Source organism: Pseudomonas sediminis (genome assembly GCF_002741105.1).
GTDB classification, from domain to species: domain Bacteria; phylum Pseudomonadota; class Gammaproteobacteria; order Pseudomonadales; family Pseudomonadaceae; genus Aquipseudomonas; species Aquipseudomonas sediminis.
In genome coordinates this window covers 92,137-104,206 of the sequence record NZ_NIQU01000001.1, presented here as the reverse complement: position 1 = coordinate 104,206, position 12,070 = coordinate 92,137, and the positions used below count along the sequence as shown (strand labels likewise).

General features: G+C 61.6%; 11 protein-coding genes. 4 read left to right on the top strand and 7 right to left on the bottom strand.

Going from position 1 to position 12,070, the window contains the following annotated elements; translation table 11 throughout:
- Nucleotides 1–116: 116 nt before the first annotated feature.
- Nucleotides 117–2,153, bottom strand: a complete 2,037-nt coding sequence (gene metG, locus CDO35_RS00535) for a methionine--tRNA ligase (RefSeq protein ID WP_099522101.1) — start codon at nt 2,151–2,153, stop codon at nt 117–119.
- Between the two features lie 162 nt (nt 2,154–2,315).
- Here metG and apbC point away from each other — a divergent pair, with 162 nt between their 5' ends.
- Complete coding sequence (gene apbC / locus CDO35_RS00530) at nt 2,316–3,404, top strand: iron-sulfur cluster carrier protein ApbC (protein WP_099522100.1); 1,089 nt, start codon at nt 2,316–2,318, stop codon at nt 3,402–3,404.
- 305 nt (nt 3,405–3,709) lie between these two features.
- Here the strand turns inward: apbC and CDO35_RS00525 are convergent, their stop codons facing one another.
- Nucleotides 3,710–3,919 carry a cold-shock protein gene (locus CDO35_RS00525; protein WP_003245585.1) on the bottom strand — a complete coding sequence of 70 codons (210 nt, stop codon included), beginning with the start codon at nt 3,917–3,919 and terminating at the stop codon, nt 3,710–3,712.
- Nucleotides 3,920–4,219: 300 nt separating this feature from the next.
- Here CDO35_RS00525 and dcd point away from each other — a divergent pair, with 300 nt between their 5' ends.
- Together dcd and CDO35_RS00515 are read left to right on the top strand one after the other, a co-directional pair.
- The gene (gene dcd / locus CDO35_RS00520; protein WP_099522099.1) at nt 4,220–4,786 is read left to right on the top strand and encodes a dCTP deaminase; all 567 of its coding nucleotides are present in this window, start codon (nt 4,220–4,222) and stop codon (nt 4,784–4,786) included.
- Between the two features lie 131 nt (nt 4,787–4,917).
- The gene (locus tag CDO35_RS00515) at nt 4,918–5,130 is read left to right on the top strand and encodes a hypothetical protein (protein WP_099522098.1); all 213 of its coding nucleotides are present in this window, start codon (nt 4,918–4,920) and stop codon (nt 5,128–5,130) included.
- A 60-nt stretch (nt 5,131–5,190) separates the two neighbouring features.
- Here the strand turns inward: CDO35_RS00515 and nadE are convergent, their stop codons facing one another.
- The 3 genes from nadE to CDO35_RS00500 are packed head-to-tail and all read right to left on the bottom strand — an operon-like array spanning nt 5,191 to nt 7,869.
- A complete protein-coding gene (gene nadE, locus CDO35_RS00510) occupies nt 5,191–6,018 on the bottom strand; it encodes an ammonia-dependent NAD(+) synthetase (RefSeq protein ID WP_099522097.1) in 828 nt (275 codons plus the stop codon).
- A gap of 10 nt (nt 6,019–6,028) precedes the next feature.
- Entirely contained in the window at nt 6,029–7,228 is a 1,200-nt protein-coding gene (gene pncB, locus CDO35_RS00505; protein WP_099522096.1) for a nicotinate phosphoribosyltransferase, read from the bottom strand.
- Complete coding sequence (locus tag CDO35_RS00500) at nt 7,225–7,869, bottom strand: nicotinamidase (RefSeq protein ID WP_099522095.1); 645 nt, start codon at nt 7,867–7,869, stop codon at nt 7,225–7,227. The genes pncB and CDO35_RS00500 overlap by 4 nt, the downstream gene beginning before the upstream one ends.
- Before the next feature lie 141 nt (nt 7,870–8,010).
- On the opposite strand from CDO35_RS00500, the gene CDO35_RS00495 reads away from it, so the two are divergent.
- A complete protein-coding gene (locus tag CDO35_RS00495; RefSeq protein WP_099522094.1) occupies nt 8,011–8,703 on the top strand; it encodes an NUDIX hydrolase in 693 nt (230 codons plus the stop codon).
- A 247-nt stretch (nt 8,704–8,950) separates the two neighbouring features.
- Here the strand turns inward: CDO35_RS00495 and CDO35_RS00490 are convergent, their stop codons facing one another.
- Entirely contained in the window at nt 8,951–11,464 is a 2,514-nt protein-coding gene (locus CDO35_RS00490) for a penicillin acylase family protein (protein WP_099522093.1), read from the bottom strand.
- Between the two features lie 141 nt (nt 11,465–11,605).
- The gene (locus CDO35_RS00485; protein ID WP_099522092.1) at nt 11,606–12,070 is read right to left on the bottom strand and encodes a DUF2489 domain-containing protein; all 465 of its coding nucleotides are present in this window, start codon (nt 12,068–12,070) and stop codon (nt 11,606–11,608) included.

Genomic DNA, 12,070 nt, shown 5'->3' with positions numbered 1-12,070 from the left:
ATTGCCGTCGAGTGCGCAAAGGCCATAGGAAAAGGGCGCCTATTATCGGGAAGCGCGTAGATGCAAACAAGCCGGCAGTGGCCGGCTTGTTCGACTGCTATAAGCCTAGCTGGTGCTTACTTGACGCGCTGGCCTGGCTTGGCGCCGCTATCCGGGCTGAGCAGGTAGATTTCCTCACCGCCGGGGCCGGCCGCCAGGACCATGCCTTCGCTGACGCCGAACTTCATCTTGCGTGGCGCCAGGTTGGCGACGTAGAGGGTCAGGCGACCTTCCAGCTTGCTCGGGTCCGGGTAGGCGGACTTGATGCCGGAGAACACATTGCGCTTTTCGTCGCCGATATCCAGCGACAGGCGCAGCAGCTTGTCGGCGCCTTCGACGAATTCGCATTTTTCGATCAGGGCGATGCGCAAGTCGACGGCAGCGAAGGCGTCGAAATTGATCTCGGCAGCCAGCGGGTCCTTGCTCAGTTCGCCATTGCCTTGTGGTTTGGGCGCTTCGGCGGCGAGGTCTTCCTTGGAGGCTTCGATCATGGCTTCGATTTTCGGTTGTTCGATGCGGGTCAGCAGCGGGTTGAACGGATTCAACTGATGATTGGCCAGCGGCAGCGCCAGGTCGGCCCAGGACTGAGGCTTCACGTTGAGGAAGGCTTCTGCCTCGGCGGCCAGCTTCGGCAGTACCGGCTTGAGCATGATCACCAGTTGGCGGAACAGGTTGATGCCCAGCGCGCAGATCTGCTGCACCTCGGCTTGCTTGCCTTCGACCTTGTTCAGTGCCCAGGGCGCCTTGTCGGCGATCCAGGCGTTGGCGCGGTCGGCCAGCGCCATGATTTCGCGCATGGCGCGGGAGAAGTCACGCGCCTCGTAGGCATCGGCGATACTCGGCGCGGCGGCCTGGAAGGCATCCCACAGCTCGGGTTCCGGGTTGGCGGCGACCAGCAGGCCGGCGTTGCCCTTGTGGATGAAACCGGCGCAACGGCTGGCGATGTTGACCACCTTGCCGACCAGGTCCGAGTTGACCTTCTGCACGAAGTCCTCGAGGTTCAGGTCGAGGTCGTCGACGCCACGGCTCAGCTTGGAGGCGTAGTAGTAGCGCAGGTATTCCGGGTTCAGGTGATCCAGGTAGGTGCGCGCCTTGATGAAGGTACCGCGCGACTTGGACATTTTCTGGCCGTTGACCGTCAGGTAGCCGTGCACGTTGACCGCGGTGGGCTTACGGTAGCCGGCGCCTTCGAGCATGGCCGGCCAGAACAGGGCGTGGAAGTTGACGATGTCCTTGCCGATGAAGTGATACAACTCGGCGGTCGAGTCCTTGCCCCAGAACGCGTCGAAATCCAGCTCCGGGCGTTTGCTGCAGAGGTTCTTGAAGCTGGCCATGTAGCCGATCGGCGCGTCCAGCCAGACGTAGAAGTACTTGCCCGGCTCGTCCGGAATCTCGAAGCCGAAGTAGGGCGCATCGCGGCTGATGTCCCACTCCTGCAGGCCGCCGTCGAGCCACTCAGCGATCTTGTTGGCCACCGCTTCCTGCAGCGCGCCGGAGCGCGTCCACTGCTTGAGCATGGCTTCGAAGTCCGGCAGCTTGAAGAAGAAGTGCTGCGACTCCTTGAGCACTGGCACAGCGCCGGAGATGGCCGAGCGCGGGTTCTTCAACTCGGTTGGCGAGTAAGTCGCGCCACACTTCTCGCAGTTGTCGCCGTACTGATCCTCGGTGCCACATTTCGGGCAGGTGCCCTTGATGAAACGGTCGGCGAGGAACATACCTTTCTCGGGGTCGAAATACTGGGTCACGGCGCGGGTGGCGATATGCCCCTTGTCGCGCAGCGCCAGGTAGATGGCCGCCGACAGCTCACGGTTCTCGTCGGAGTGGGTCGAGTGGTAATTGTCGAAGTCCACGCCGAAATCGGCGAAGTCAGCCATGTGCTCGGCACGTACACCATCGATCAACTGCTCGGGCGTGATGCCTTCCTTTTCGGCGCGCAGCATGATGGCCGAGCCGTGTGCGTCGTCCGCACACACATAGATGGCCTGGTTGCCACGCAGCTTCTGGTAGCGCACCCACATGTCGGTCTGCACGTACTCGAGCATGTGGCCGAGGTGGATCGAACCGTTGGCGTAGGGGAGGGCGCTGGTAACGAGAATCTTGCGGGCTTCGGTCATGGTGATCGGCTGCACTGGTAAAACGAGGGAAGTCGGCAACTATAAAGCAGCGGCAGGCTGCAAGCCACCTGCTGCAGGCAAGCATGCTCGATGTGCCGCGCATGGTGCGGTGCTGCTGCTATGATGCCGGCCTGTTTTTCCGCTGCCTTCTGGAGTTCATGCATGAGTGCCGTCACCCGCGAAGCGGTCGAAGCCTGTCTGCGTCAGTTCACCGACCCTCACCTCGATCAGGACCCGGTCAGCGCCGGTTGCCTGCGTGAGGTCGACATCCAGGGCACGCGGGTTTCCGTGCGTCTGGAGCTGGGCTATGCCGCTGGTTTGTTCAAGAACGGTTGGGCGCAGATGCTGCAGATGGCGCTGGAGAATCTCGATGCTGTCGACAGCGCGCGGGTGCAGGTCGACTGCGTGATCGATTCGCACCAGGGCCAGGCGCAGGTGCCGGCCCTGGCTGGTGTGAAGAACGTGATTGCCGTGGCCTCGGGCAAGGGCGGTGTGGGCAAGTCCACCACCGCAGCCAACCTGGCGTTGGCGCTGGCGCGTGAAGGCGCGCGGGTCGGCATTCTCGATGCCGATATCTACGGCCCCAGCCAGGGCATCATGTTCGGCATCGCCGAAGGCACGCGCCCGCAGGTCAAAGATCAGAAATGGTTCGTGCCGCTCGAGGCTCATGGCGTGCAGGTGATGTCCATGGCCTTTCTCACTGACGACAACACACCGATGGTGTGGCGCGGGCCGATGGTCAGTGGCGCTTTGCTGCAGTTGATCTCCCAGACCGCCTGGAACGATCTCGATTATCTGGTGGTGGACATGCCGCCGGGCACCGGCGATATCCAGCTGACCCTGGCGCAGAAGGTGCCGGTGGCTGGCAGCGTGATCGTCACCACGCCGCAGGACTTGGCGCTGCTCGATGCCAAGAAAGGCGTGGAGATGTTCCGCAAGGTGCACATCCCGGTGTTGGGCGTGGTGGAAAACATGGCCGTGCATATCTGCTCCAACTGCGGCCATGCCGAACACCTGTTTGGCGAGGGCGGCGGTGAGAAGCTGGCTGCGCAATATGACGTCGAGCTGCTGGCCTCGCTGCCGCTGTCGATGGCCATTCGCATGCAGGCCGATGATGGCAAGCCGACCACGGTCGCCGACCCAGAAAGCCAGATCGCCATGATCTACCAGGACTTGGCGCGTAAGGTCGGCGCGCGCATCGCCCTGGCGGGTAAACCGGCGATGCCGAGCATCGAGATCAGCGAGGACTAACAGCAGCTGCGCAGCGGCTTTCTGATGCCCCTCTCCCATTTATGGGAGACGACTGCATGGATGCAGGAGGTAGAGCGACGCAGGATGCCCAAACCGAGGGTGCCCGGAGGGCGGGAGAGGGTAGGCAGGCGACTCGGTCCTGGCTTGGTGATTTCCCATTGCCCTGATCAAGCTTCTGTAGGAGCGGCTGGGCGGCATTGCGCTTCAGCCGCGATTCGCGGATAAATCCGCTCCTACGGGACGTGCAAACGCCCATAAAAAAGCCCCGCACTAGGCGGGGCTCTTTTCAAGCAGTTCAGCTCAGGTTAGATAACCTGAACTTCCTCAGCTTGCATGCCTTTCTGACCACGGGTGGCCACGAAGGAAACTTGCTGGCCTTCTTTCAGGCTCTTGAAACCATCGCTCTGAATGGCTTTGAAGTGTACGAAGAGGTCGTCACCGGATTGCGGGGTGATGAAGCCGTAGCCTTTCTCATCGTTGAACCACTTAACGGTGCCAGTCTGACGATTGGACATGTGATGTCTCCTAACAAAAGTAATAGCAGCCCTGGAAAAGCCCAGGCCGGGACTGAGTGCAACGAGTACTAGGAGTCGGACGATGTTTGGATCGAAATCTAGGCATCTAGTAGCGATTCGCGGTGACACATGCAGCACAGTGGGGACACCATACGTGTTTTTATCGCCAAGTGCGAATAGTCGATGCAGCTTTTTTGCAAATAATCTTCGGCACTGGAGGCTACGGTCTTTGAAGCGTGGCGCCTGCATCGGTAAGATGCGCTCACTTTTCTTGCAATAGCCCACTCAGGACACCTCGCCATGAGCATCAAATCGGACAAGTGGATTCGCCGCATGGCCCAGGAAAACGGCATGATCGAGCCGTTCGTAGAGCGCCAGGTGCGCGGTGCCGACGACAGTCGCGTCATCTCCTACGGTGTTTCCAGCTATGGCTACGACGTTCGTTGCGCCGATGAATTCAAGGTGTTCACCAATATCCATTCGGCTATCGTCGACCCGAAGAATTTCGATGAGAAGAGCTTCGTCGACATCAAGAGCGATGTTTGCATCATTCCGCCTAACTCCTTCGCTCTGGCCCGTACCGTCGAATACTTCCGTATTCCGCGTGACGTGCTGACCATCTGCCTGGGCAAGAGCACCTATGCGCGTTGCGGCATCATCGTCAACGTCACGCCGCTGGAGCCGGAGTGGGAAGGTCACGTGACCCTGGAGTTCTCCAATACCACCAACCTGCCGGCGAAGATCTACGCCAACGAAGGTGTGGCGCAGATGCTGTTCCTGCAATCCGACGAGGCCTGTGAGGTGTCGTACCGTGATCGCGGTGGCAAGTACCAGGGGCAGACCGGGGTAACCCTGCCCAAGGCCTGATCGCCGAAGCGTTGTCAGGAAGCCGGGCTTAGCCCGGCTTTTTTGTGCGCGCTAGCGTTTGGTCGGATAGCCTGAATTTCCTGCTTGTGTAGGGCTCCACCTGTAACAGTCAACGTTCAGGAGAGCGACTCATGTCTTTTTTCGATCTCAATGCGGGAGGCGTTCCCGGCCAGCCCGAACCCGATATCCCTGATCAGCCAGGAAGGCCCGTGCCGCCGCAGGAGCCGGGTGAGCCAACATTGCCCGATCAACCGCCGCCGGCGCCGATGGCCAAGTGTCGGCCACTTGAGGTTTTCGAGCGCCTCACCGCGTCAGCAGAACGCATTGCCGGGGAGTGGCGTTAATTTGCAGTGCGGACGAAAAAGCCGGGCGATACCCGGCTCTTTCTTGCCGCCCTACGGCGCTCAGGGCACCAGCGGTAGCTCGCGCTTGTGCCGCGTGTTGTCGTAAGTGCGCACGATGGTGGCGTAGGCTTCGTCGCTGACTTTCTCGCCATGCAGGAAGGCATCGATTTCGGCGTAGGTGACGCCATGGGCTTCCTCATCCGGCTTGCCCGGGCGCAGCTCTTCCAGATCGGCGGTGGGCGTCTTCTGCACCAGGTGCTGCGGTGCGCCCAGGTGCTTGGCAATGGCGCGTACCTGGTTCTTCACCAGGCCGGATAGCGGGGCGAGGTCGCAGGCGCCGTCGCCGAACTTGGTGAAGAAGCCCATCACTGCTTCAGCAGCGTGGTCGGTGCCGATCACCAGGCCGTTGTTGGCATTGGCGATGGCGAACTGGGCGACCATGCGGATGCGTGCCTTGATATTGCCGACGACGAAATCGCGCCGGGCGTCCGTCAGTTTCTGCAGGTGGCTGACCTGCTCGCCGAGGCCGCTCACGCTGCTGGCGATGTTGACCGTGTCTTCTTCATCGGCACGGATGAATTTCAGCGAATCCTGGGCGTCATGTTCGTCGTGCTGGGCGTTGTGCGGCAGGCGCACGGCGATGAAACGGTAACCTGTATCGCCCGTTTCGGCGCGCAGCTCCTCGACCGACAGCTGGGCCAGGCGCCCGGCAGTCAGTGAGTCGACGCCACCGCTGATGCCCAGCACCAGTACCTTGAGGCCGGCGTTCTTCAGGGTGTGTTTGATGAAGCTCTTGCGGCGCTCGATCTCTGCGCTCAGCGCTGCCTCATCGGCGAACGGCGGCACTACATCGAGAGCGGCGGCGATTTCGGCTTGGCGGTTGCTCATGTCTGGGTCCTCACTGGGTCACGCGAAAGACGTGTTTCAGGTAACTGACGAAATTCTCGTCGCGGCATTGGGTCTTGCCAGGCGTATCGGAAATCTTCGCCACCGGCTGACCATTGCAGGCGGTCATCTTGATCACGATGTTCATCGGAGTGACGCCAGGGATGTCGCAGGTCAGGTTGGTGCCGATGCCGAAGCTTACGTGGATTCGCCCGGAAAGTGCACGGTAGAGCTGCAGCGACTTGGGTAGATCGAGCCCGTCGGAGAACACCAGGGTCTTGCTTTTGGGGTCAATGCCGAGTTTCTCGTAGTGGGCGATGGCTTTTTCCGCCCATACCAGTGGGTCGCCGGAGTCATGGCGTAGGCCGTCAAAGAGCTTGGCGAAATACAGGTCGAAATCGGCGAGGAAGGCATCCATGGTGATGCAGTCGGTCAGGGCGATGCCAAGCAAGCCGCGGTATTCACGCACCCAGCAGTCGAGTGCGGCGATCTGGCTGTCGATCAGGCGCGGGCCGAGTTGCTGGTGCGCCATCAACCATTCGTGGGCCATGGTGCCAATTGGCTTGAGGTCGAACTCGCGGGCCAGGTGCACGTTGCTGGTGCCGACGAAACGCCCGGGGAAGTCGCGCTTGAGGATATGCACCGCCTGCTCCTGCACGCGGTAGGAGAAGCGCCGGCGAGTACCGAAATCAGCCAGCTGGAAGCCGGCCAGTTCGCTCGGCGAGGCTTTGGCCTTGAGCCAGTCGAGCTTCTCGTACAGGCGCTCGGCGGCCTGTTCCAGCAGCACTTCGCGGTAGCGATAGCGGTTGCGCACTTCGCTGACGATGGCCAGCAGCGGTACTTCGAAAAGGATTACGTGCAGCCAGGGACCGCGCAGGCGGATGTTCAACTGGCCGTCTTCGATGCTGGTGTGCACGTAGCGCAGGTTGAAGCGGAACAAACTCAGAAAGCGGATGAAGTCGGGCTTGATGAAGGGAATGCTGTCGAGAAAGGCAAGCTGGTCGACGCTTAGGCTCAGCTCGCTGAGGCGTTCGATCTGGTAGCGGATCTCGGCCAGGTAGGGCGTCAGATCCTCGCTGCTGCGGCAGCGGAACTCCCATTCCACTTCTGCGTTGGGGTAGTTGTGCAGCACCGCCTGCATCATGGTCAGCTTGTAGAAATCGGTGTCCAGCAGGTTCTGCACGGTGCGCTCGGCGAAGATGCTCTCGCTCATCGCAGGTTCTCCTTGGCGAGGGTGTCATCCAGCTGTTCCAGGCTGGTGGCAAGTGTGATGCCCTGTTCGCGCATGGCGATGCAGGCTGTTTCGGCCGTTTCGCTGGCAATGGCTCGGCAGGCAGGTAGATGCACGATCACCTCGAAGCCGGCGCGGCGCAGCTGCAGGGCGGTGGTCTTGACGCAGTAGTCCAGGGCCAGGCCGCCGACCAGAACGAGGTCGACGTCATTTTGCCGGAGAAACTCGATCACGCCCGTGCTGCGCTTCTCGGCCAGGTCGTGATAGCAGGCACCGTAGGGGTGCAGGTCCGGTTCGACGCCTTTCCACACGAAGTAGTCGTAATCCAGCGGCGCTGGTAGGTCATCGAGCAGTTCGAAGCCGGGCGTACCAGGCACGCAGTGGCTGACCCAGGTCAGGTCTGCATTGGCCAACGGCAGGGGGCGCAACATCTCATCGTGGTTATCGACGACCCAGGCCGCTTGCGGGCTGTGGGCATCCTTGCTGCCGATGCGCAGCTGGGCGCGTGCGGCCAGTTGGTTCAGCGCCGGGACGATGGTGTCGCCCTCGGGCACCGGTAGCTCGTTGGGGCACAGCGGGGTAAAGCCTTTCTGAGCGTCGACGTCGAAGCTGGCGATCTTCATGGTACGCCTCCTTCTCTTGGGTGAGTGACTACATATTTCATCTGATGAAATATGTAGTCAAGTGTTTTCGCCAAAACCTACGTGAAAAAATATGAGTTATTGGTCAAGATGAAATAAGTACATGAAGGAGCAAGCAACAGGATGAGTGCAGTTGAGGTGCTGGCCGGGGTAGATATCGTCGCCCTGCGTCTGAGCGAGGAGGGGACGCTACAGGTGCTTCTGTTGCGTCGCCAGCGTGAACCTTACGCCGGGCAATGGGCGCTGCCGGGCGTGCTGGTCAACGGCCGTTGTGCCGATGCCAGCCTGGACGCCGCCGCTGCCCGAGCACTGGCCGACAAGGCGCGCCTGCAACCGCAGTATCTGGAGCAGGTGGCGACAGTCGGTAATGGTGTGCGCGATCCGCGCGGCTGGTCGCTGAGCACCTGCTACCTGGCGCTGTTGGCGTCTGATGCAGAGCCACAGGATGAAAACCTGCGATTCGTCGAGTTGGCGGGCGTCATTGCAGGGGCACAGGCATTGCCGTTCGACCACACGCAGTTGGTGCGTCTGGCGGCTGAGCGGCTGCGGGGCAAGTCGGTCTACAGCTCGTTGCCGCTGTATCTGCTGGCACCGCGATTCACCGTGACCGATGCGCTGACGGCATTTCAGGGGTGTCTGGGGGAGCCGGTGCAGCACACCACCTTGCGCGGTAGGCTGGAGCGGATGAAGGCGCAAGGCTGGATCAGTGATACGGGCGAAAAGAACTACCCGAAGATGGGGCGACCGCAGAACCTGCTGGCGCACAGCCCGCACGCGGGTGAGGCTTTTATCTTCGACCGCAGCCTGCTGGCTTAGCAGGTGTTCTCTGAATTGCAGGCAAAAAAATAGGCGCCAGAGGCGCCAGGGGAGCATTTCAATCGATGCATAGTCTCTGAACCTGCTTTGTCCGAGAAGTTCCATTCGGTGATGGAAAAAAGCCATCTTTTTCTTCGGGCAAAAGAAAAGGCGCCAAGGGCGCCTTAAAACGATGATCTATGGAGTAAGTCGATTATTCAGAGTGAGGCGCTGAGGCAAAGGTTCAGCGCCGCCCGACGAACGGTCATTACTTGGCCGGCATCAGCAACAGGCGCTGGTTGCCATAGACCTTGTCCAGATTTTCCGCCTTGAACGGGAAGCTCATGTAGCCACCCGTGAGCCATGCCTCGATGCCGTCAGCGTAGTGTGGGCTGGCTGGGTTGCCCGACTGCCCTGAGCTGTTGACGCCGACCAACGGCTCGTCGGCGGCAAAATCCACCACGATACGCATGGCCGGGATGAGGAAGGTATTGAAGTCCTGGCCCCAGGCGTAGGCAGAGACGTTCAGCGTGCTGTGGTCGCCCCCGGCCGGATAGGGGCCGCGATCCAGATAACCTTTCAAGGCGTTGATGCTGCTGCGTTGACTGGCGCTCATGTAGGGCGCCATGCGCGTGGTATCGGTCACCCACTCATAGGTATGCAGCTTGCCCCACTGCCAGTTGCGCCGCTCCGTGCCCAACCGGCTCTCCAGCAACTCGATGCTGGCGGCCAGGCTGCGCGCGAGGATAGTCGGTTTGTCTTCCTGCTCCGGCGTGCGGATGTCATTCCAGAAGGGGCTGTCGGCACGGCCGAGCAGGTGATCGGCCTGTGCCGAATAGGAGGTGTTGGCGGCTTGCACCAGCGCCTGCCAGGCCGGGCTGTCTTCCGGGCCCAGTTCGTCGAGGAAAATATGCCGCGCACTCTCATGCAGGAAGGCGCTGTAGATGGCGGCATCAGCAGAGCTGGCAGCGAGCTTGCCGTCGAACGCCAGCAGACGTTTCAGCGCTTCGTCGGCACGTGCGCGTTGCCCAGCCGGCAGGGCGGTGATGGCTTGGCGCAACGAGTCGTGCATGGCCGGGTCGTTGAACATGGCCTGCAATTTGGCGACGAAGGGCGAGGTCTGATCGTACTGCATGGCGATCATGCTGCGGCCATCGTGACGACCGTTGCCGGCCAGCTCGGCAATGCGCTCGGCGCGCTCCGGGTAGTACCAGGAGCTGGACAGCTGCATGCCGTAGCCGGGCGGCACGCTGCGCTCATTGGCGGTACCCAGCCAACCTTGCGGCGGGTCCTGATCGTAGGGGTGGAGCATCGGGTCAGCGAAGCCATCCCAGGCGTAGCGCTCGTCCCAGCCGGGGGAGGGCAGCAGGCCGCGACCTTCGCGGCGGTTCGGGTAGCGGCCGGTGACCTGCCAGCCAATGTGCTGGGCGTCGGCGAAGACGATGTTCAGCGGCATGGCGCGGATTTCCCGCGTCGCTTCGAAGGCCTGGTCCACCGACTGCGCGCGCGACAGGTCGAAGAAGGCGTCGAGGCTCTGGTCACGTTCGAATTGGGTGGTTTTCAGCGCCAGGCCGTAACCGCTCTGCAGAGCCAGGGGCTGCAGCATATGCTTGCGTTCGCCCAGCACCGAGTTCAGTAGCGGACCGTTACGGGTCTCGTAAAGCGTTTCGCGAATCGGGCGTTGGCCCTTGATGAAGAAGGTCTCCTGGCGTTCGGCGACCGGCAGCCACTTGCTGTCGGCCTGGTACATCAGGCGGCTGCCTTCGCGTTTGATGCGCTCAAGATAAATGTCCTGGTTGTCACCCATGACCATGGTCATGCCCCAGGCCAGCTTACCGTTGTAGCCGGCGACTACTGCCGGTACGCCCGCCAGGGAGATGCCCGCGGCCTGGTATTTGGGCGAGCGGATCTGCACGAAGCTCCATAGCGAAGGCATGCTCAGCGGCAGGTGTGTGTCATTGGCCAGCAGGCTCTTGCCGCCACGGCTGCGCTGCGGGGCGATGGCCCAGTTGTTCGAGGCGGCGACGCCGAGCATGTGCTGTTCGGCGATCTGTGCTGCGGTGCGGGAAATCGCCTGTAGACCCGGTAGCTGACCCTTGAGGTCGAGACCGGCGAGTTTTTCTGCTTCGGCGAAGGGCAGCGGCTCGTCTGGGTAGATCGGCAGCAGCCAGGGCAGCTTGTCGGTGCCCACGCGCTGGGCCATGGTCAGCGCGGCGATCTCTTCCTGCATGTTCACCGCCAGACCGAAGTTGAGCAGGCAGAACAACAGCACCGAGTCCTCGGGCTTCCAGTACTCGGGACGGTAGCCGGACTCGGCCAGATCCATCGGCAGGCGATCGCGGTAGCGGAACAGGTAGGCGTTGACGCCGCGCGAATAGACTTCGAAGAAACGCTTCAGGCGTGGCGAGGCGTCGGCGTAGAGAATTTCCGCACTCTTTTTCAGGTTGACCGCGCGCATGAACCGGTCCATTTCCAGCACGCCGGGCCCTGCCATTTCGGCCAGGCGGCCCTGAGCCAGCAGGCGCATGCCGACCATCTGGCTGAGGCGATCACCCGCATGCACGTAGCCCAGGGTAAACAGGGCGTCGTGGAAATTGCTCGATTCGATCAGTGGCATGCCGAGGGCATTGCGTCGCACCGATGCACTTTCTGCCACGCCCTGAATGCGCTCGACGCCGCGGGTGGGTGGCACGCTGTCGGCATAACGGCTATTGAGCAGGGACTGGCAGCCGGCAAGGCTGGTCAGTGAGGCGGCGAGAGTCAGGCAGGCCAGCGTGCGCATGGCGAATTTCCTTGGTGTGCGGTCGGTCGAGGCCGGTCACGCAGGGACCGGCCACAAAGGCGCCAAGGTAATGAGGCTGGGGGGTGCCTGGCAAGAGGCCTGAGAACCGTTGAAAGTGACGATGCTGCGCTGAAAGCTCTCTCAGATGTTCGCCTGAGGCCTCTTCAACCCTTCATCCAGCAACCAACGTGCAGCGACACGCGCAGCGGCCTTGTGTTGTAGCTCCAGTTCGGTGAAGCGTTTCTCGAAGCGGCGCCGTTCGGCCTTGTCCAGCGCTTTCCAGCCCGCATGCGTGGGTACTTCGGCGGTCGCCTCGAAGAGCAGATGGAACACCTGGCAACGGCTGTCATTGCTCAAGGCACTGTCATAGTTGTCGAGCAGCACCTTGATGCGGATGGCTCCTTCGATCAGCGGCAACTGCTCGTCGAGCAGGCTGCTGGCGAGAATGTTCAGATCGCCGCCGATACGTTGTTGGCGTTCTTGCTGTGCTTCGTCGCGCACGCGCTGGTTTGCCCATACGCGGCGCCACAGGTGCCAGGCATAGGCGGCCAGCGCCGCGATCAGCAGCAGGCCGGTCAGGAGTAGTGTGAGGCTCAGAGCATCCAT

What these genes read in the sequence shown, in the direction of transcription:
- metG (WP_099522101.1), bottom strand. Translation starts at nt 2,153, where the DNA reads ATGACCGAAGCCCGCAAGATTCTCGTTACCAGCGCCCTCCCCTACGCC.
- dcd (WP_099522099.1), top strand. Translation starts at nt 4,220, where the DNA reads ATGAGCATCAAATCGGACAAGTGGATTCGCCGCATGGCCCAGGAAAAC.
- CDO35_RS00500 (WP_099522095.1), bottom strand. Translation starts at nt 7,869, where the DNA reads ATGAAGATCGCCAGCTTCGACGTCGACGCTCAGAAAGGCTTTACCCCG.
- CDO35_RS00490 (WP_099522093.1), bottom strand. Translation starts at nt 11,464, where the DNA reads ATGCGCACGCTGGCCTGCCTGACTCTCGCCGCCTCACTGACCAGCCTT.
- CDO35_RS00485 (WP_099522092.1), bottom strand. Translation starts at nt 12,070, where the DNA reads ATGGATGCTCTGAGCCTCACACTACTCCTGACCGGCCTGCTGCTGATC.
- CDO35_RS00525 (WP_003245585.1), bottom strand. Translation starts at nt 3,919, where the DNA reads ATGTCCAATCGTCAGACTGGCACCGTTAAGTGGTTCAACGATGAGAAA.
- nadE (WP_099522097.1), bottom strand. Translation starts at nt 6,018, where the DNA reads ATGAGCAACCGCCAAGCCGAAATCGCCGCCGCTCTCGATGTAGTGCCG.
- CDO35_RS00515 (WP_099522098.1), top strand. Translation starts at nt 4,918, where the DNA reads ATGTCTTTTTTCGATCTCAATGCGGGAGGCGTTCCCGGCCAGCCCGAA.
- pncB (WP_099522096.1), bottom strand. Translation starts at nt 7,228, where the DNA reads ATGAGCGAGAGCATCTTCGCCGAGCGCACCGTGCAGAACCTGCTGGAC.
- apbC (WP_099522100.1), top strand. Translation starts at nt 2,316, where the DNA reads ATGAGTGCCGTCACCCGCGAAGCGGTCGAAGCCTGTCTGCGTCAGTTC.
- CDO35_RS00495 (WP_099522094.1), top strand. Translation starts at nt 8,011, where the DNA reads ATGAGTGCAGTTGAGGTGCTGGCCGGGGTAGATATCGTCGCCCTGCGT.